General features: G+C 71.3%; 21 protein-coding genes. 10 read left to right on the top strand and 11 right to left on the bottom strand.

What is annotated here, in order from left to right:
• Positions 1-18: 18 nt before the first annotated feature.
• Together ACIBI9_RS19695 and ACIBI9_RS19690 are read right to left on the bottom strand one after the other, a co-directional pair.
• The gene (locus ACIBI9_RS19695) at positions 19-1,533 is read right to left on the bottom strand and encodes a helicase HerA-like domain-containing protein (protein WP_397223572.1); all 1,515 of its coding nucleotides are present in this window, start codon (positions 1,531-1,533) and stop codon (positions 19-21) included.
• 97 nt (positions 1,534-1,630) lie between these two features.
• The gene (locus tag ACIBI9_RS19690) at positions 1,631-2,005 is read right to left on the bottom strand and encodes a hypothetical protein (protein WP_397223571.1); all 375 of its coding nucleotides are present in this window, start codon (positions 2,003-2,005) and stop codon (positions 1,631-1,633) included.
• 37 nt (positions 2,006-2,042) lie between these two features.
• On the opposite strand from ACIBI9_RS19690, the gene ACIBI9_RS19685 reads away from it, so the two are divergent.
• Positions 2,043-2,249, top strand: coding sequence for a hypothetical protein (locus tag ACIBI9_RS19685; RefSeq protein WP_397223570.1), 207 nt, complete (start codon positions 2,043-2,045; stop codon positions 2,247-2,249).
• Positions 2,243-3,223, top strand: a complete 981-nt coding sequence (locus ACIBI9_RS19680) for a hypothetical protein (protein WP_397223569.1) — start codon at positions 2,243-2,245, stop codon at positions 3,221-3,223. Before ACIBI9_RS19685 ends, ACIBI9_RS19680 begins: the two co-directional genes overlap by 7 nt.
• Before the next feature lie 16 nt (positions 3,224-3,239).
• Here ACIBI9_RS19680 and ACIBI9_RS19675 read toward each other — a convergent pair whose 3' ends face one another.
• The 5 genes from ACIBI9_RS19675 to ACIBI9_RS19655 form a co-directional block, all read right to left on the bottom strand.
• Positions 3,240-3,554, bottom strand: coding sequence for a hypothetical protein (locus tag ACIBI9_RS19675; RefSeq protein WP_397223568.1), 315 nt, complete (start codon positions 3,552-3,554; stop codon positions 3,240-3,242).
• 8 nt (positions 3,555-3,562) lie between these two features.
• A complete protein-coding gene (locus ACIBI9_RS19670; RefSeq protein WP_397223567.1) occupies positions 3,563-3,934 on the bottom strand; it encodes a hypothetical protein in 372 nt (123 codons plus the stop codon).
• Between the two features lie 31 nt (positions 3,935-3,965).
• Positions 3,966-4,196, bottom strand: a complete 231-nt coding sequence (locus ACIBI9_RS19665; RefSeq protein ID WP_397223566.1) for a type II CAAX prenyl endopeptidase Rce1 family protein — start codon at positions 4,194-4,196, stop codon at positions 3,966-3,968.
• Between the two features lie 162 nt (positions 4,197-4,358).
• Positions 4,359-5,078 (bottom strand): RDD family protein, encoded by a 720-nt coding sequence (locus ACIBI9_RS19660; RefSeq protein WP_397223565.1) that lies wholly within the window; start codon positions 5,076-5,078, stop codon positions 4,359-4,361.
• Positions 5,075-5,461, bottom strand: a complete 387-nt coding sequence (locus ACIBI9_RS19655; protein ID WP_397223564.1) for a PadR family transcriptional regulator — start codon at positions 5,459-5,461, stop codon at positions 5,075-5,077. The genes ACIBI9_RS19660 and ACIBI9_RS19655 overlap by 4 nt, the downstream gene beginning before the upstream one ends.
• Before the next feature lie 202 nt (positions 5,462-5,663).
• Between ACIBI9_RS19655 and hutH the strand changes: the two genes are divergently transcribed.
• Positions 5,664-7,349, top strand: a complete 1,686-nt coding sequence (gene hutH / locus ACIBI9_RS19650; protein ID WP_397223563.1) for a histidine ammonia-lyase — start codon at positions 5,664-5,666, stop codon at positions 7,347-7,349.
• A 13-nt stretch (positions 7,350-7,362) separates the two neighbouring features.
• Here the strand turns inward: hutH and ACIBI9_RS19645 are convergent, their stop codons facing one another.
• The gene (locus ACIBI9_RS19645; RefSeq protein WP_397223562.1) at positions 7,363-8,337 is read right to left on the bottom strand and encodes an NAD(P)H-dependent flavin oxidoreductase; all 975 of its coding nucleotides are present in this window, start codon (positions 8,335-8,337) and stop codon (positions 7,363-7,365) included.
• A gap of 51 nt (positions 8,338-8,388) precedes the next feature.
• A complete protein-coding gene (locus ACIBI9_RS19640; RefSeq protein ID WP_397223561.1) occupies positions 8,389-8,772 on the bottom strand; it encodes a nitroreductase family protein in 384 nt (127 codons plus the stop codon).
• Here ACIBI9_RS19640 and ACIBI9_RS19635 point away from each other — a divergent pair.
• The 4 genes from ACIBI9_RS19635 to ACIBI9_RS19620 all read left to right on the top strand — a co-directional run bounded on the left by ACIBI9_RS19635 (position 8,761) and on the right by ACIBI9_RS19620 (position 12,457).
• Positions 8,761-9,240: a MarR family winged helix-turn-helix transcriptional regulator gene (locus ACIBI9_RS19635; protein ID WP_397223560.1), complete on the top strand. Its 480-nt coding sequence runs from the start codon at positions 8,761-8,763 to the stop codon at positions 9,238-9,240. The two genes, ACIBI9_RS19640 and ACIBI9_RS19635, sit on opposite strands and share 12 nt — an antisense overlap.
• Before the next feature lie 395 nt (positions 9,241-9,635).
• On the top strand, positions 9,636-10,100 hold the full coding sequence (locus ACIBI9_RS19630; RefSeq protein WP_397223559.1) for a hypothetical protein: 465 nt from the start codon (positions 9,636-9,638) through the stop codon (positions 10,098-10,100).
• 126 nt (positions 10,101-10,226) lie between these two features.
• On the top strand, positions 10,227-11,813 hold the full coding sequence (locus ACIBI9_RS19625; RefSeq protein ID WP_397223558.1) for a flavin monoamine oxidase family protein: 1,587 nt from the start codon (positions 10,227-10,229) through the stop codon (positions 11,811-11,813).
• A gap of 14 nt (positions 11,814-11,827) precedes the next feature.
• Entirely contained in the window at positions 11,828-12,457 is a 630-nt protein-coding gene (locus ACIBI9_RS19620; protein ID WP_397223557.1) for a Rid family hydrolase, read from the top strand.
• 48 nt (positions 12,458-12,505) lie between these two features.
• Here ACIBI9_RS19620 and ACIBI9_RS19615 read toward each other — a convergent pair whose 3' ends face one another.
• The gene (locus ACIBI9_RS19615; RefSeq protein ID WP_397223556.1) at positions 12,506-12,820 is read right to left on the bottom strand and encodes a hypothetical protein; all 315 of its coding nucleotides are present in this window, start codon (positions 12,818-12,820) and stop codon (positions 12,506-12,508) included.
• Positions 12,821-12,975: 155 nt separating this feature from the next.
• Between ACIBI9_RS19615 and ACIBI9_RS19610 the strand changes: the two genes are divergently transcribed.
• The 3 genes from ACIBI9_RS19610 to ACIBI9_RS19600 are packed head-to-tail and all read left to right on the top strand — an operon-like array spanning position 12,976 to position 16,060.
• Positions 12,976-13,605: a TetR/AcrR family transcriptional regulator gene (locus tag ACIBI9_RS19610; protein ID WP_397223555.1), complete on the top strand. Its 630-nt coding sequence runs from the start codon at positions 12,976-12,978 to the stop codon at positions 13,603-13,605.
• Positions 13,602-14,492 carry an ATP-binding cassette domain-containing protein gene (locus ACIBI9_RS19605; protein WP_397223554.1) on the top strand — a complete coding sequence of 297 codons (891 nt, stop codon included), beginning with the start codon at positions 13,602-13,604 and terminating at the stop codon, positions 14,490-14,492. Before ACIBI9_RS19610 ends, ACIBI9_RS19605 begins: the two co-directional genes overlap by 4 nt.
• Positions 14,489-16,060 (top strand): ABC transporter permease, encoded by a 1,572-nt coding sequence (locus ACIBI9_RS19600; RefSeq protein WP_397223553.1) that lies wholly within the window; start codon positions 14,489-14,491, stop codon positions 16,058-16,060. Before ACIBI9_RS19605 ends, ACIBI9_RS19600 begins: the two co-directional genes overlap by 4 nt.
• Positions 16,061-16,070: 10 nt before the next feature.
• Here ACIBI9_RS19600 and ACIBI9_RS19595 read toward each other — a convergent pair whose 3' ends face one another.
• Positions 16,071-16,529, bottom strand: coding sequence for a hypothetical protein (locus ACIBI9_RS19595; protein ID WP_397223552.1), 459 nt, complete (start codon positions 16,527-16,529; stop codon positions 16,071-16,073).
• Positions 16,530-16,755 lie beyond the last annotated feature (226 nt).

Below are 16,755 nucleotides of genomic sequence, written 5' to 3'. Positions count from 1 at the left end.
CGGAGGACGTGATCCGGTTCAGCGCCGTCCGCGGCGGGCGGTGCCGAAGATGGATCTGGTGATCTCCCGGCCGAGGGCGGAGGCCGCCGACCGCGCCATGGAGCGGAACTCCTTCGACTCCAGCACGCTCTCCAGCACGGACCGCCTCGGCTCCGGCTCCCTGGGCCGTTCCGGCTCGCGCGGCACTTCGGCGGCGGGCGCCTCGGCTTGCTGCTGCTCGGCCAGCTTCGCGGACAGGATCTCGTAGGCGGACTGGCGGTCGACCGCCGTGCCGTACTTCTGCTGCAGCGGCGAGGCGGCGATGATGCCCTGCACCACGTCCGGGCTCGACGGCGCCATGAGCGTCCGCGGGGCGCGCAGGCGCGTCCAGGCCACGGGGGTCGGCGCGCCCGTCTCCGACAGGACGGTGACGACGGCCTCGCCGATGCCGAGCTCGGTGAGCAGCCGCTCCAGGTCGTAGGACGACGCGGGGAAGGTCGAGACGGTGGCCTTGAGCGCCTTGGCGTCCTGGGGGGTGAAGGCGCGCAGGGCGTGCTGCACGCGCGCGCCGAGCTGGGCGAGCACGTCGGAGGGCACGTCGTTCGGCGTCTGGGTGACGAAGAAGACGCCGACGCCCTTCGAGCGGATCAGCCGCACGGTCTGGGTGATCGACTGCAGGAACGCCTTCGACGCGTCGTCGAACAGCAGATGCGCCTCGTCGAAGAAGAACACCAGCTTCGGCTTGTCGACATCGCCCACTTCGGGGAGCACGTGGAAGAGGTCGGCGAGCAGCCACATCAGGAAGGTGGAGAACAGCTGCGGCCGGTCCTGCACGGCGGGCAGCTCGAGAACGGAGACCATCCCGTTGCCGTCGGCGGTCACCCGGAGCAGGTCGCGCACGTCGAACTCCGGCTCGCCGAAGAACGCCTCCGCCCCCTGCGCCTCGAAGTTGGTCAGAGCTCGCAGGATGACGCCCGCCGTCGCCGCCGACAGCCCGCCGATCCCGCTCAGCGCCTCCGGGGTGTCGGTCAGATACCGGATGACCGCGATCAGGTCCTTGAGGTCGAGCAGGGGCAGCCCGTGCTTGTCGGCGAAATAGAAGATCAGGCCGAGCGACGACTCCTGCGTCTCGTTGAGCCCGAGAACCTTGGCGAGCAGGGTCGGCCCGAAGGCGGTCATGGTGGCGCGGATCGGGATTCCGGCCCCCAGGCCGCCCAGGGAGAAGAACTCCGCCGGGCAGGCCATGGGCTGCCACGTCTGCCCCACCTCGGCGGCGCGCCGGGTGACGCGCTCGGACGTCGTGCCCGGCGAGGCGAGCCCCGACAGGTCGCCCTTGATGTCGGCGAGGAAGACCGGGACTCCCTGGGCTGCCAGTTGCTCCGCCATGAGCTGGAGGGTCTTGGTCTTCCCCGTTCCGGTGGCGCCGGCGACCAGTCCGTGCCGGTTCAGCATGCTGAGGGAGATGCGGATCTGCTCCGAGGGGTCGGCGGCGCCGTCCTCACGCACCAGGGCCCCGAGTTCCAGTGCCGGTCCCTCGACGTCGTACCCCTTCATCAGCTCTCCCCGTGTGGCTCACCGGACGACCGGCAGGCATCCCCGTGGGGTTGTTTACCCATCGTGATGCATATGTCACGGAAATGAGAGGCAAGCGTCAGTCGATCCGCTGGCAGATGTTCACCTGCAGCCGAGGGGACCACGTCCGGGTGGCCTCGTCGTAGGCCTGCGCGTACCCGTTCTTGCTCCCGGCGCAGGGAGCGGCGATCGTCGTCTCCACGTAGACGGCCCCGCCGGGAGTGACGGCATGCGTCCGGGCGATCTCCCACTTGGAGAACGCCACCCGGCCGGTGTTGTACTTGACGACCAGGTAGACACGGCGGTCGACGGTGAAATTGCCGCTGGCGACCTTGAGGTGGCCGTTGAAGGTGTAGGTGAACAGGAAAGGCCGGCCCTGCCGGAGGCCGTCGAGCGTGCCGGCGGCGGACGCGGTCGAGGCGTTCGCGGCGGTGCTGAGGGCCGGGACGCCCACGGCCACCTTCAGGACGAGCGGTCAGTGGATCGATGGCTTGCGACGCCAGTCCGTCTCCATCCATGAGAAGATCAACACGATGATGATTGGTCTGACTGCCGGCTGCGGCGGTGATGTCTTCGCGACGGCCGCAGCAGCGATCGCGATGGCCGCGTCGCCGACGCGCGGCCATGCGGTTCTGCCGTGCGCCACCGGCGCGGGACGAGCCCGCACCACCGAAGTCTCACCGGCGCGCGCGTGGTGAGCATGTCGTACGCGCCCGCTGGAGGAGCAAACGCGCCGGCCGGCGAAGATCCGGCCGGGACCCGAGCCGCGCGCCGTCGCGGGCCCGAGGCGCCGCCACTTCGCGCGGAGCCCGAGCCCGGCATCGGGCAGATCGCCGGATTGCGGCCCCGCGCCGACGTCGAGCTCCTCGACGCCCTGGACCATCACACCCGCCGGACGGCGGCCGCCTGGCTGCGAGACCGGCCCAGCACGGCCACGCGGCAGGTGTGCCTGCAGACCCTGGCCGGGTTCCTGCGCTGGCTGCAGGCCGCGGAGCCGGGCCTCGGGCTGCTCGCCGCCACCGGCGCGCACCTGGACGCCTACTGCCAGCAGGCCCGGATCGGCGCACTCACCGTCGGTGTACGCAACCCCGGACGCGCCCTCTCCGGCGCGACCGTGGCGAGGAAGCACCGCGCCCTGTCCTCTTTCTACTGGTTCGCCTGGTCGATCGGCGCGATCCGGCAGGGCGACGGCGCCTCCATGCTGGCCGACGAGCCCCAGCCGCTCGCGATCACGCGCGAGGAGCGACGGTTGCTGCGCCACGGCGCCTCGCGGCTGGCCGCGGACGGCCGCGTGGCGGAGGCGGTGGCCGTCGCCCTGATCGAGGCCACCGGCGCCAGCGTGGCCACGCTGGCCGGCCTGACCAGCGAGGACCTGCACGCCGTGGGTCACGGGTCGAACCACCCGCTGGTGCTCGTCACCATGCGCGACGACCGAGGGGATGTCGTCACCTTCCCGGTCCCCACGTGGGTCCATCCCTGGCTGAGGGCGTTGAGCTCCACCCGGGCCGCCGGCGATCTGCTGATCAAGCAGGGCGACGGCCAGCCGGTGAGCGTTGAGTGGCTCACGGCCGCTCTCCAGGACGCGGGGTCCGCCGGTGGCATCCCGGCGCCGCGGGCCAAGCTGCTGCACCCGCGGAAGCTGCGCGCCGGCACGGCCGCCGCACCGGCATGAGCACGCGGGGCCCGGCTCAGCGCGCCTCGTAGAAGGTGTCCGTGCTCCGCGTGGCGGACACCTGGCCCGATTCCGGATCGACCACGTACGTCATGGCCGGGCCGAATTCCACGCCGGGATCCGGATGCGCGACGGCGAGGCGCTCCCGGGGGATGTTGGACGGCACCTGCGCCAGGGCCGCCTCCTCCAATTGCTCCTTCGCCAGGGCCGCATCCGGGCTGATCGCGATGTGCTGGTGCAGGTGGACGACCCGGGAAGACGCGGCCTCGTACACCAGACACCACTGGTGGTGCGGCTCCTCGCCCTCCCGCGCCTCGAAGTGGAACTCCATCACTCCTCCTAAGACCAGAAGGTCAGCGTCCACCGCGCGGCGGCCCGCGAGTTGGTGGCCAGTGCCCCGAACGTGATGCTCGTGACATTCCTCCGGAAAGCGTTCGGATTGAAGACGCCGGTCAGCCCGATGTCCCAGTTTTCGACGCCACTGGCACTGACGATCTGGGTGATCGCGCACTTCGCCACATGGAGTTCCTTGTCCATCGCCCGGTCGTCGAACAACGCGATTTCCGCGAAAGTGTCGCGGTTGGCGACCTGAACAGTGACCGTGTGGGTGAATATCCCGTCAAAGTCCCGCGCCCACAGCCAGCTCCCCTGCTGTCCAGTAACTGGCACGCTTACCCCCGGTTGCCGCAATTCCAGACGGTTCGGAATCATCCCCCTGCTCGTGGTGCGGAAACGTCGTGACCTAGGCGTTCGCCAGGATGAGCAGGTTGGTGACGGCGTGCGCGCCGACGCACAGCGGCAGGTTGCGGCGCAGCCAGTAGAGGCCGACGAAGAGCACCGCCCCCACGGCGACCATGGTCAGCGCGGTGGCCCAGCCCGAGCCGGGTACGTGGGAGCCGACGAACACCACGTACGACACGAGCGCGGCCGGCCATGATCTGGTCCGACTGCGACTGCCGGCCGGAGACCTCACCCGCGAGGAGCGCGTACAGGGCGACGCCGGCCGCCAGCGTCAGGACGGCCAGTCCGACGGTGATCAGGACGTCCCGCAGGCGCGGGGCGCGCATCCCCACCGACGACAGCGCCGTCCCGACGGCCAGTGCCACGAGGGGCGCAACGCGCGGGCCGTCGGGGTTCACCGCGTCTCACCAGCCGGGGCGGCGGCCACGACCTTGGTCTCGACCAGGCGATCGAGCACCCGCCGCCGGTCGCCCCACACGACGGGAGCCCAGTCCAGCCAGGCGAACGGCCCCAGCAGCAGGCTGAGCCTGCGCACGATGCCGGCGACCGGATGGATGCGCAGCCCGGCCTCGGTCACCACGCGTAATTTCATGGCGCGCTTGCCCGGCGTCGTGCCGGTCCACGCCTCCAGCAGCCCCAGCCCGACGATCGACCAGGTCAGGGCGAGCGGAACGCCCAGGCTGTAGAGCAGCCCGGCGGCGTCGTAGGCGTCGATTCCGCACCCCTGGGGCGCCGTGGACACGCAGACGCCGCCGACCTTGACGTACACGAAGGGCGGGAACGCCAGGCTGAACCCGACTCCCTGCCCGACCGTCCGGGTGAGCCCCTGGACGAGCAGCGCGATCGTGACGCCGACGAGCGGCAGGTTGTCGATCAGCACGGCGACGAACCGCACGTCCATGCGGGCAGGCGGCGTGGGGCTGAGCTCGGCGAAGGCGGCCGCCGCCTCCTCCGGGGTGCCGAGCCGGCTCAGGGCCTCGGCCAGCTCGCCCGCCTCCGCCGCGTCGGACAGGTGCTCGACGAGCTCCGCCTGTGCCCTCTCCCGGGCCGGGCCGGTCAGGTGTCGTCCGGCCCTCTCGACGTAGTCGTCGATGATCTGCTGTTCGTCACTCATTCCTGCACCTCGCCAAGGGTGTCGAGTAGCTGTCGCATGGCGTCCACCAGGCCGCTCCACTCGGCCCGCAGCATGGCGAGGTATGTGCGACCGTCCGGGGTGATGACGTAGTACTTGCGCGGCCTGGCCCGCCCTTCCGCCTCCCAGGTCGCGAGGATGTGGCCGGCGTCCTCGAGCCGGTGCAGCAGCGGGTAGAGCGTGCCCTCCTTGACCTCCAGGACCCCCTCGCCCGCCTGGCGCAGCAGTTTCAGCAGCTCGTAGCCGTATCGGCGGCGGACGTCGAGGACGGACAGCACGGCCAGCTCGGTCGTGCCCCGCGCGAGCTCGCGGCGGAGGCGGGCGACGGTGGCCGAGCCCGATGCGGCCTCGGTGTCCTCAGGCATATGACCACAGTACGACCCGATACCTTGTGTGGCAAGGTATCGGGTCGTACTAGGAGGCCTCACCTCCGGCTGGGGCCCGTCACGGACCGGTCGAGGGTGAGTCAGCATTTGTCCCGCCATTGCCGAGCCGTCTTCTGCGCCGCCTCGCCCCATGTCTAAAAGGGAGCGTTGATGATCCGCGTCGCGAAGGCCGGGGGACACGTTGACCACCAAAATTGGACGAATAGCCGCCGGTGCGGCCCTGCTCGTCGCCATGTTCGTACCGGGTCAGGCCGTCGCCACCCTCGAACGCCCGCCCACGGCAGCGGCGCCGCCCCGGCCGCTGAGCCTGGTGCTGGACGGCAGTTCCTTCTCGCTGCGGGACGCCTTCGCGGTCCTCTCAGGCCGTCCCGTCACCGCACAGCTCGCGGCGACCGTGCCGGCGACCATGAACCAGACTCGGCAGGGGGCGCTCACCGCGCTGGCCAACCAGCGCGTGTACGGCTGGAACCAGGCGCTCGGGCCGCTGAAGGACCGCCCGCTCTCGCCCGAACAGGCCGAGCAGTTCCAGCGCAACGTCCTGCGCTCCCATGCCGCGGGCGTCGGCGAGCCGCTGCCCGACAACGTGGCCAAGCTGGCCCTGATCCTCAAGGCGAACCAGATGGCCAGGGGAACGTACGGAGTGCGCCCCGAGGTGCCGCAGCGCCTGCTGTCCATGGTCAACGCCGGAGTCATACCGCGCATGCCGCAGATCGGGTCGCTGGGCACCGGGGACCTCCAGCCGCAGGCCGCCGCCGGACTCGCGGCGGCCGGCGAGAACGCGCCCGTACGCTACATGGGCCGGGAGGGGCCCGCGTCCGAGATCCTGCCGCAGGCCGGGCTGCCCAGGGACTTCGTCTTCCAGGCGGGCGAGGCGCTGCCCATCATCAGCGGCAGCACCGTCGTGGCCGCCATGCTGATGAACGCCGTGTACCGGGCCACCATGCTCGCCGACCAGGCGGAGGGCGCCTTCGCCCTGTTCATGGAGGCGACCAGGGCCGAGCAGGGCTCGCTCGACGCGCGTACCCACAAGGAACGCCACATCCCCGAGCAGGACGCGGTGGCCACGCGGCTGCGCACGATGGTCGCGGGCTCGGGCTGGATGACGGAGGAGGGCCGCAAGCGCCTCGACCCGGCCAACTACGAGCCGCGCATCCAGGACGCGGTGTCGGTGCGGGCGGCGCCGCACATCCTGGCCGGGCTCCGGCACGCGCTGGCCGAGGCGCGCCGCGCCCTGGTACGGGAGGCCAACTCCTCGACCTCCAACCCGCTGGTCTTCCTGCGCGCGGACGGGCAGGGGTACGAGTTCGTGATGGGCGGCAACTGGGACGCCTCCATCATGGGACACCTGGCCGACACCCTGAACGCGGAGATCACCGACGTCGGGGTGCTGTCACAGGAGCTGTCCGGGCGGCTGCTGTCGCCCAAGTGGAGCTACGGCCTGCCCGCCAACCTCGCCGGCGGGACCGTCGGCCTCAACTCCGGCATGGTGCAGGTGCAGACGGTGGCCGCCGCGCTGATCCCGGAGATGCAGGCCAGAGCCACGCCGGCGGGAACGCTGTCCCGGCCGGTCAAGGACGGGCAGGAGGACCACAACACGATGGCGATGGCCTCGGTCAGGCACCTGCAGCAGAACCTGGACCGGCTCGAGGTCGTCCTGGCCATCCAGTACATGATGGCCGCCCAGGGCATCGACCTCATCGCGCAGAAGATGGAGGGCCTGCCGCTCGGCGCCGTCACGCGTACCCTGCACGCGGAGATCCGCCGGCACATCACGACTCTGAGCGACGACCGCTACATGACCCCCGACCTGGAGCGCGCCATCTGGCTCGTACGCAACCGCCGCCTCATCCCGTCCGCCGCGGCCTGACCCGGCGCCGCGTTCAGCCGAGATCGGCGCCCCTGACGGCCCTGGCCAGCGCGTTCTCGGCTTGCGCGGCCAGGCCGGCGACGAGATCGGCCGCGCGCGGCAGATCGGTGATGAGATCGACGGCCTCACCGGCCCACACCGGCAGCGGGGGCACATCACCGCGTGTCACGGCATCCTGGTAGTCCTGCCTGGCCTGGGAGTCCCCGGCCAGGTCCGCCTCCCGGCCCAGCCATCGATCGAGGAACGGGTGGCCGAGAGTACGGGCGGTGTACTTCGACGGCCACCTGGAGCCGCGGACGATGTCCAGCACGCGGCTGCGGCTGGTGTCCTGCCCGCGGCCCTCGACGATCGCCTTGGCGATGGAAGGGTCGACCAGGGCCTCGGCAGTGGCCTGGAAGCGGGTGCCGATGAGCGCCCCGGCGGCGCCCAGAGCCAGGGCCGCGGCCACGCCGCGACCGTCGGCGATCCCTCCCGCGGCCAGCACGGGCACCGGAGCCACCAGGTCCACCACGACCGGCACGAACGGCAACGTCGACCGTCCATGCCGGGCCCCATGGCCGCCGCTCTCGGTGCCCTGCGCCACGATGACGTCGGCGCCCACGTCCACCGCCTGCCGGGCCTCCTCCAGATCGGTGACCTGGATGATCAGCGCCGTACCGGAGGCCCGGACGCGCTCGGCGAACGGACGCGGATCGCCGAAGGACAACATCACCGCTCGGGGGCCGTGCTCCAGCACCCGCTCGACCGCGCCGACGTCGATCGCCCAGGCCTGGAAGCCGACGCCCCACGGCTTGTCGGTGCTCTGCGCGACGATCGGCAGCTCGCGGGACAGCCAGTCTGCGTCTCCGTTCCCCGAGCCCAGCAGCCCGAGCCCGCCGCCGTTGGAGACTGCGGCGGCCAGCGCTCCGCCGGCCGATCCACCCATCGGCGCCAGCGCGATCGGATGCCGCACCCCGAACAACTCCGTGAACTCCGTCACCAAGGTCATGAATCTACATTGTAAAGGCGCCGTCGCCGCCCAAACAGTGAGAGCTCCTGCTCACCACCGTTCCCAGTGCAGGACCTCCTTCCGCGGTACGCGGGGCGCGGGCTTGAAGTCGGTGCCGATGGTGAAGGCCAGCGGGACGAACGCCGCCAGCATGACCTTCTCGTACGGCACGCCGAGCACCCGGGCCAGCTCGCGTTCGAGCGGTCCCTGCGCGGTGGTCCACACCGTGCCCAGGCCGCGTGCCCGCGCGGCCAGCATGAAGCTCCACACCGCGGGCAGGATCGACCCCCATGTCCCTGCCTGCTCGGTCACCGGGGCATGGTCCGTGCGCCCTTCCACGGCGGGGATGACGAAGGCGGGCACCCGGTGGATGTTGGCGGCCAGGTGGCGCAGGCCGTCGAAGACGCGGTCGGTGGAGCCTGGATGGTAGTTCATGCGCCACAGGTCACGCTCGGTCAGCGGCTGGCCGGTGGCCAGCGCCTGGGCGCGGCCGCCGAGCGGCTGGACATCGCGCTGTGCCGGGTCTCGGCCGCGGTGGCCCGGGCCGCGGACGCGCACGCCGCCGAGGAAAGTCTCGGGGTCGGTCAGCATCTCGTGCTCCAGATGCTCGACGCCGTCGGCCCCTGCTCCCAGCAGACGCTCAGCGAGGAACTGCGGATCGACCGCAGCGTCATGGTCGGCGTCTGCGATGAGCTGGAGCGGGAGGGGCATGTGCGCAGGGAGCGCAACCCCCGTGACCGGCGTTCCTATGCCGTCACCATCACCGACTCGGGGCGGCGGCGGCTCGCCGCGGCCCAGGCCTCGATCCCGGCCTTCCTCGACGACACCTTCCACGCCCTCACCGGCGAAGAGCGCGGCCAACTGAGCGCGATCCTCGCCAAGCTGCTGGTGCGGCGCCGATAGGGACTGGCCAGGCAATGCCGCGAGCCCGCTTGCGCAGAGCGGGCTCGCGGTCCCGGCGGCCTTCTCGCCACGACTCACCGGGGAGGAGGGGTTCGGTCGGCCGCGGGCAGGTGGTGGTGCCGTCCTGCTACCGCGGCCTGGCGGGGTCGGTGTGCGCTTGCCGTGCAACGCGCCGGGGGCGGCGGGCCCGGGTCGAGATGCTCGTCACGGGTTTGCCTCCCTCGGTGAGCGGCGCGAACTCCTTCATGGTGGGGCAGGGGCTGCGACCTGGTCATTCCCCAGTGTTGGGGATGGTGTTCATGGTGAATGCCGCCATGGGCTCGTCGGCTCCATCTTGAGCGGGGCAAGTGCCGGACTTGATCGGCTGTTGGGCTCGCGGCCCGTATGGTCCGGACATGCTTGGAGACACCACTGGGGCGGACGCGGCCGGACCGTGGGGCGCTGCGGGGATATCGTTGATCGGCATCGTGGTGCTGGGGGCCTGCGGGGCGCTGTTCCGGTGGAGGGCCCGGCGGCGTATCGCCCGCCGCGAACGAGCCCGGCAGGCCGCCCTGGAACTGGCCGTGGCGGTCGAGGACGTCCGTACGGGCATGCGCGACGCCACGACGCGGCAGGAGCGCGGCATCGCCCTGGCGCGGTGGCGATCTCGATGGATGTACGCCGCCGCGATGATCGCGCTCGTTGATCCCGTCGTCGCCAAGGACGTACGGGCTCAGGGGCGACGCCTGTACGCGGACCTCATGGCCGTGGAAGTGCTCGGCACGGCATGGCCGGTCGGCGGCATGCGGCGCGAGTCCGGCCAGCTCCTGCACACCAGTGCCCGTGACCTCTACGAGCGCTGTTGCAGCCGAAACCAGTGACCACGGGAACCTCACTTTTCCCTACAAACCCGATGATCGGCTTGCAACGCACAAACAACACGCCGCCGGATGAACGGCAACAAAACGCATCCAGACTCACCTCCAGCAAAATCTTGGAGGTAAGTGTTGGGGTACAGCAGACGCGATTTCCTGTCCGCCGTCGGTGTTTCCGGCGGGGCAGGCGCGCTCTTCGCGACCATGGGCGCGCTCGGGCTCGCGCCGTCCGCCGAGGCGTCCGCGAAGGGAACCTTCGACCCGCCACAGCAGTCCGACTTCTCCCTCACCGGACGGTCCGCGAAGAAGGTCGTGATCCTCGGCGCGGGGATCGCCGGCCTCGCCACGGCGTACGAGCTGGGCAAGGCGGGCTACGACTGCACGATTCTGGAGGCGCTCGACCGGGTGGGCGGCCGGAACTGGACCATCCGCGGCGGCGACCGCGTGACCGAGCTGGACGGCTCCACACAGGTCGCGAAGTTCGGTGACGGCGTCTACCTCAACGCGGGGCCGGCCCGGCTGGCGCAGTGGATGGTCACCATGGACTACTGCCGCGAGCTCGGCGTGGACCTGGAGGTCTTCACCAACTCCAACGCCCAGGCGTACATCTACCACCAGAACATGCAGGCTCCCGTCCGCTGGCGGACCGCCAAGGCCGACGTGTACGGCTACGTCTCGGAGCTGCTGTCGCGGGCGACCGACGCGGGGGCACTGGACGCTGCGCTCACCGCGCAGGACAAGGAGCGGCTGATCGCCTTCCTGTCGGGTTTCGGGGCGGTGGGGGACAGGGCGAGCGGGTTCAAGTACTCCGGAGGCGCCCGCCGCGGCCACAGCGTCAACCCGGGCGCGGGCGAGCAGCCGGGTACGGTCCTCGGGCCGGTGCCGTCGCTGTCGGAGGTGCTGGCCAGCGGCGTCGGGCAGCGGTTCTCGTTCGAGTTCGGCTACGACCAGGCGATGCTGATGTTCCAGCCGGTGGGCGGCATGGACGCGATCCCGCGGGCCTTCGCCGGCAAGATCGGGCGGCAGCGGATCCGGCTGCGCGCCAAGGTCACCAGGATCACCGATCTGCCGGATGGCGTGGAGGTGGAGTACGAGGACCGCCACGGCCGTACGCAGAAGATCAAGGCGGACCTGTGCGTCGCGGCGATGCCCCCGCACATCCTGGCCAGGACCGCGCACAACCTCGGCGCGGAGGTCCAGGCCGCCCTCGCCACCCCGACCGTCGCGAACGCGGGCAAGATCGGTCTGGAGTACCGCCGCCGCTGGTGGGAGGTCGACGAGGACATCTACGGCGGCATCACCGCAACCGACCTCGACCTGGCCACGATCTGGTACCCCTCCTACGGGTACGGCGCCTCGCGCGGCATGGTCGTCGGGTACTACAACTTCGGCGCTCAGGCCGACGCGTACGCCGCGCTGAAGCCCGCCGAGCGAGAGCGCCGCGCGATCGAGCAAGGTATGAAGATCCATGGTGCGAAATATCGCGACGAACTGGCGTCGTCGGTGTCCATCGCCTGGAAACTCCAGCCGCACATCGAGGGCGCGTGGGTGGGCTGGCCGTCCCGGCAGGGCGCGTACCAGCTCCTCGGCAAGCCCGCCGGGCACGTGTACTTCGCGGGCGACTGGCTGAGCTACATGATCGCCTGGCAGGCGGGAGCCCTGGAGTCCGCCCGCAAGGTCGTCACCGAGCTGCACCAGCGCGTCCTGAGCGCCTCCTGAGAGGACCCCTCCGCATGAAGATCCGCACCATCGCCCTCCCCGCGGCCGTCGTCCTCGTCCTCGGCACGGGTACGGCTGCCGCCACCCCCACCTGGTCGCCCCGGCCGCAGGAGGTCAAGCCGTTCCTCCCCGAGGGCACCACCAACCCCGCGATCGCCGACGGAGTGGCGCTCGGGAAGCAGGTGGCCACGTACACCGCCAGCGGCCTGGGACCGGCGGCGGCCAACCCCGCGGCCCCGGCCGACTCTCCCGAACGCTACGTCGACCTCCCCGGCGGAACTCTGCCCCCGGGCGTCACCGTCACCGAGGCCCAGGCCCTCAACGTGCTCAAACGCATCAAGACCAACCTCACCGCGGCCGGGCTGGGCCTGGCCGACGTCGTCTCCATGCGCGCCTACCTGGAGAAGCCGCCCGGCGCCGAGTCGGCCGACTTCGCCGGCTGGAACCGCGCCTACCGCCAGTTCTTCGCCAACACGGACCTGGCCACCGGCCGGCCCGTACCCGTCCCGCTCGGCACCGCGCCGCCCGCCCCGCCCATGGAGGCCAACCCGGCCCGCCCGGCCCGCGTCACGATCGAGATCGCCAACCTCCCGGTCGCGGGCTGGCTCGTCGAGGTGGAGGTCGTCGCCGCATACAAGCACTGACCGCCGCAGGGGGCCTGGACCTCGAGGAGAGGGCCAGGCCCGGGTGGCTCAGCAGCCGTCGGTCACGTAGCAGCCCTTCACGTACCACTTGCCGCTGTAGTAGGCGCCGCTGGTGGCCTTGCTCGTGCTGCCGATGGAGACCAGGCTGCCGGGGATGTAGGAGCAGGAGGAGGTGGAGCAGAAGTAGCCGTAGACCCGGAAGTAGGTCTCAAGCCCGCTGTTGCACCTGACGCTCACGGAGTGGTCGCTGCTCGCGGTCTTGGAGCAGCTGCCCACGGCGGCCGCGGGGGAGGCGGTGCTGCCGACGATGGCGGCGGCCCCGAGAACGATACCGGCAACGCTGGAAAGGATCTTTTTCGTCACGGGCGTTCATGATCGCTTGTCGGTGCCGCTCTCCGCAAGAGCGAACGTGATCTTTTAGTGGATGTCTCGTTCCACGCACCCGGCCCCGGACCGAGGCGTCGCCGCCAGGTTGAACGCTTGCATGGCATCCAATACAAATGTATAGAATGCTGGACGTGCGACCAATTTCTGAAGAGGACCTGACGACGCGTGCCCGCATCCGCGACGCCGCGATGGCGTTGTTCGCCGAGCAGGGGGTCAGGGCCACCACGATCCGCGGGATCGCCGAGGCGGCCAGGGTCTCGCCCGGCCTGGTGCAGCACCACTTCGGCACCAAGGAGGCGCTGAGGCAGGCCTGTGACGAGTACGTCCTCAGCTACGTGCGCGAGCAGGTCACCGCCGGCGTCACCAACCGCAACCTGGAGAAGCCCGAATTCATCGAGAACGTCCACCGCACCGCGCCGCCCCTGATGAAATACCTCGGCCGCGCGCTCGTGGAGGGCTCCCCGGCCGCCGCCACCATGTTCGACGACCTCGTGACCGTGACGGAGCAGCATCTCGCCAACGAGGACCAGCACTCCGAGGCCGACCACCGCGCCCGCGCGACCGTGCTGACGGCGATGAAGCTGGGCATCACGGTGCTGCACGAGCACGTCTCCCGCGCCCTCGGCACGGACCTTTACGCCTCGCAGGGCGCGCTGCGCGTCGGCAAGGCCCAGCTCGACCTGATCAGACCGGAATTCCTCGGCCGCGAGCTGTTCGAACAGGCGCGGACGGGCCTGGAGAAGTTCGAGGGACAACAATGAACGCCGCAGTGCGCGCCGACGGCCTGGTCAAGACCTTCGGCCAGGCAAGGGCCCTGGACGGGCTCGACCTCACCGTCAGGACGGGGGAGGTGCACGGCTTCCTCGGCCCCAACGGCGCGGGCAAGACCACCACGATCCGCATCCTGCTGGGCCAGATGCGCGCCGACGGCGGCCGGATCGAGTTACTCGGCGGCGACCCGTGGCGCGACGCCACCGAGCTCCACCGGAGGCTCGCCTACGTCCCCGGCGACGTCACCCTGTGGCCCTCGCTGACCGGCGGCGAGGTCATCGACCTGCTGGGCAGGGTACGCGGCGGCCTCGACCCCCGGCGGCGCGCCGAGCTGCTCGAGCACTTCGAGCTCGACCCGCGCAAGAAGTGCCGCACCTACTCCAAGGGCAACCGGCAGAAGGTGGCGCTGGTGGCCGCCTTCGCCTCCGACGTGGAACTGCTGGTGCTGGACGAGCCGACCTCGGGCCTGGACCCGCTGATGGAGGCGGTCTTCAACGACTGCGTCCTGCGGGAGAAGCGAGACGGCCGCACCGTGCTGCTGTCCAGCCACATCCTCTCGGAGGTCGAGACGCTGTGCGACCGCGTCAGCATCATCCGCGCCGGCCGTACCGTCGAGTCCGGCAGCCTGGCCGACCTGCGCCATCTCACCCGCACCTCGGTGACGGCCGAACTGATCGGGCCCGCGCCCGGCCTGGCCGCGCTGCCCGGCGTACACGACCTGACCGTGGACGGCGCCCGGCTGCGCTGCCAGGTGGACGGTGACGCGCTCACCGCGGTGCTCGCCGAGCTGGCCAGGGCGGGCGTACGGACGCTGACCACGCAGCCGCCGACGCTGGAGGAGCTGTTCCTGCGTCACTACGAGGGAGCGGCCGCATGACCGGCACCCTCGTACTGATCCGGCTCATCCTGCGCAGGGACCGCGTGCTGCTGCCGGTGTGGATCGCCATCAGCGCGCTGCTGCCGGCGAGCATCGCCTCCGCCACCACCGACCTGTACGCCGACCAGGCCGCCCGCGACGCCTTCGCGGCGGCCTCGGCGAGCAACCCCGCGCAGCTGGCCATGCGCGGCCACATCTACGACGCGAGCGTCGGCGGCCTGACCGCCTGGACGCTCGGCTCGTCCCTCGCGCTGATCGGCGGGCTGGTCAGCATCCTGCTGATGGTCAGGCACACCCGGGTCGAGGAGGAGACCGGCCGGCGCGAGCTGCTGTCGTCGGGGGTCATCGGCCGCCACGCCCCGCTGGCCGCCGCGCTCGCGGTCGTGCTGGCCGCCAACCTGCTGCTGGGCCTGCTGTCGGTGCCCGCTCTGGTCGCGGACGGCCTGCCCGCGGGATCCTCGCTGCTGTTCGGGCTGTCCAGCGCTGGGGGCGGCTGGGCGTTCGCGGCCGTGGCCGCGGTCACCGCGCAGCTCACCGCGTCATCCGGTACGGCGCGCGGCATCGCGATCGCCGTCGGCGGCCTGCTGTTCGCCGTGCGTTCGCTGGCCGACACCGGCGGCATCGGCTGGCTGGCCTGGCTGACTCCGTTCGGCTGGGTCCGGCTGACCAAGCCCTACGCCGGCGACCAGTGGTGGGTGCTGGGGCTGATCGCGCTGGTCGTCGCCGCCGTGGCGGCGGCCGCCTTCGTGCTGTCCACCCGGCGTGACGTGGCCGGCGGCCTGGTGCCCACCCGCCAGGGGCCCGCCACCGGAGGGCTTCCGGGCCCGTTCGGCCTGGCCGGGCGGCTGCACCGGGGCACGCTCGCGGGCTTCGCGATCGGGTTCGGCCTGCTGGGCGCGCTGCTCGGCGTGGCGGCGCGCGGTCTGGACGCTCAGCTGGACACGCCGCAGTTCCAGGAGCTGGCCGCGACCGTCGGCGGCGCGGGCGCCCGTATCTCGGACGTGTTCTTCACGTTCGTGATGTACGTGCTCAGCCAGCTCGTCACAGGGGCGGCGCTGGTGTCGGCGCTGCGCGCCCGCGGCGAGGAGGCGGCGGGCCGGGCCGAACTGCTGCTGTCCACCCCCGTCGGCCGGCTGCGCTGGGCGCTGAGCCACCTGGTGTTCGCCATCGCGAGCCCGGCGCTGCTGCTGGCCGTGCTGGGCGCGGCGGCGGGGCTCACCTACGACGGCGACGTGGTCCGGGTCGCCGGGGCGACGCTGGCGTACCTGCCCGCGGTCTGGACCGTGGTCGGGATCGCGACGCTGCTGTTCGGCCTGCTGCCCCGGCTGGCGGTGGGCGTGAGCTGGACCGCGCTCGGCCTCTTCCTGGTCGTGGACCTGCTGGCGGAGTTCAGGCTGGCCACCGGGGCCGTCCTGAACCTGTCGCCGTTCGTGCACGTGCCGGCGATGTTGCTGGGCGGCCCCTCGTCGCCGGCGGTGCCACTGCTGGGGCTGACCGCGGTGGCCGTCGCCCTGGCCGCGGCGGGGCTGGCGTTCCTGCGCCGCCGCAACCTGGTGCCCTCCGCCTGATCCCGTCCGCTCAGGCGTCTCGTGCGCCCTGGCCGGCCCTCGCGGTCGCGGCGGCGTGCTCGTCGTCGGTCATGCCGAGGTTGGGGTAGCTCTGGTGGAGGTCGTGCTGGTCGTCGGCCCACCGCTGGTAGTCCCGCCGGACGGTGAGCTCGTCGGAGTCGACGATCCGGGCGATGTCGGCCCAGGTGGCCCCGGCCAGCAGCGCGTGGTGGACGTGGGCGGGATGGCGTACGGTCCGCGCGATGCACTCCGCCAGCGCCAGCAGCTCGAGGTGCTCGGCCACGGTGAGCGCGGGCCGGTCGTCGGCGCCGTGCCGGGCGGGGTCATAGATCCCCCGGGTCACCAGCTCGACCCGGGCGCGAGCCGCCGCGTCCTTGGCGGCCAACGCGTCGTAGCGCTCCAGCTGCCGGCTGACGGGCATGTCGAAGCGAGCGTCGCGCCAGGTCGTGATGGGCTCGGGCGTGGTCATGACGACTTCTCCAGGGGATCTCGGTAGATATCGGGATCCCAAGTACACACCCATTCCGGGCCCGGCAGTGGCGGTGAGAATTGTCGGTGGCGTCCGGCATGGTGGTCCACGACCGAGACGGTCCTGCCGGCAGGAGTCTCGGGTCACCGTTCGCGCGAGGACCTTCGGAAGGGCTTTCATGACAGACCAGCCGCTCATCTGCGCCGAATGCCAGGGCGTGATCGTC

The sequence above is a fragment of the Nonomuraea sp. NPDC050451 genome, assembly GCF_044458585.1.
This window is presented reverse-complemented; position numbering and strand designations above follow the sequence as displayed.

What these genes read in the sequence shown, in the direction of transcription:
- ACIBI9_RS19675 (WP_397223568.1), bottom strand. Translation starts at nt 3,554, where the DNA reads ATGGAGTTCCACTTCGAGGCGCGGGAGGGCGAGGAGCCGCACCACCAG.
- ACIBI9_RS19595 (WP_397223552.1), bottom strand. Translation starts at nt 16,529, where the DNA reads ATGACCACGCCCGAGCCCATCACGACCTGGCGCGACGCTCGCTTCGAC.
- ACIBI9_RS19670 (WP_397223567.1), bottom strand. Translation starts at nt 3,934, where the DNA reads ATGATTCCGAACCGTCTGGAATTGCGGCAACCGGGGGTAAGCGTGCCA.
- ACIBI9_RS19640 (WP_397223561.1), bottom strand. Translation starts at nt 8,772, where the DNA reads ATGAACTACCATCCAGGCTCCACCGACCGCGTCTTCGACGGCCTGCGC.
- ACIBI9_RS19620 (WP_397223557.1), top strand. Translation starts at nt 11,828, where the DNA reads ATGAAGATCCGCACCATCGCCCTCCCCGCGGCCGTCGTCCTCGTCCTC.
- ACIBI9_RS19605 (WP_397223554.1), top strand. Translation starts at nt 13,602, where the DNA reads ATGAACGCCGCAGTGCGCGCCGACGGCCTGGTCAAGACCTTCGGCCAG.
- ACIBI9_RS19630 (WP_397223559.1), top strand. Translation starts at nt 9,636, where the DNA reads ATGCTTGGAGACACCACTGGGGCGGACGCGGCCGGACCGTGGGGCGCT.
- ACIBI9_RS19645 (WP_397223562.1), bottom strand. Translation starts at nt 8,337, where the DNA reads ATGACCTTGGTGACGGAGTTCACGGAGTTGTTCGGGGTGCGGCATCCG.
- ACIBI9_RS19600 (WP_397223553.1), top strand. Translation starts at nt 14,489, where the DNA reads ATGACCGGCACCCTCGTACTGATCCGGCTCATCCTGCGCAGGGACCGC.
- ACIBI9_RS19695 (WP_397223572.1), bottom strand. Translation starts at nt 1,533, where the DNA reads ATGAAGGGGTACGACGTCGAGGGACCGGCACTGGAACTCGGGGCCCTG.
- ACIBI9_RS19660 (WP_397223565.1), bottom strand. Translation starts at nt 5,078, where the DNA reads ATGAGTGACGAACAGCAGATCATCGACGACTACGTCGAGAGGGCCGGA.
- ACIBI9_RS19635 (WP_397223560.1), top strand. Translation starts at nt 8,761, where the DNA reads ATGGTAGTTCATGCGCCACAGGTCACGCTCGGTCAGCGGCTGGCCGGT.
- ACIBI9_RS19655 (WP_397223564.1), bottom strand. Translation starts at nt 5,461, where the DNA reads ATGCCTGAGGACACCGAGGCCGCATCGGGCTCGGCCACCGTCGCCCGC.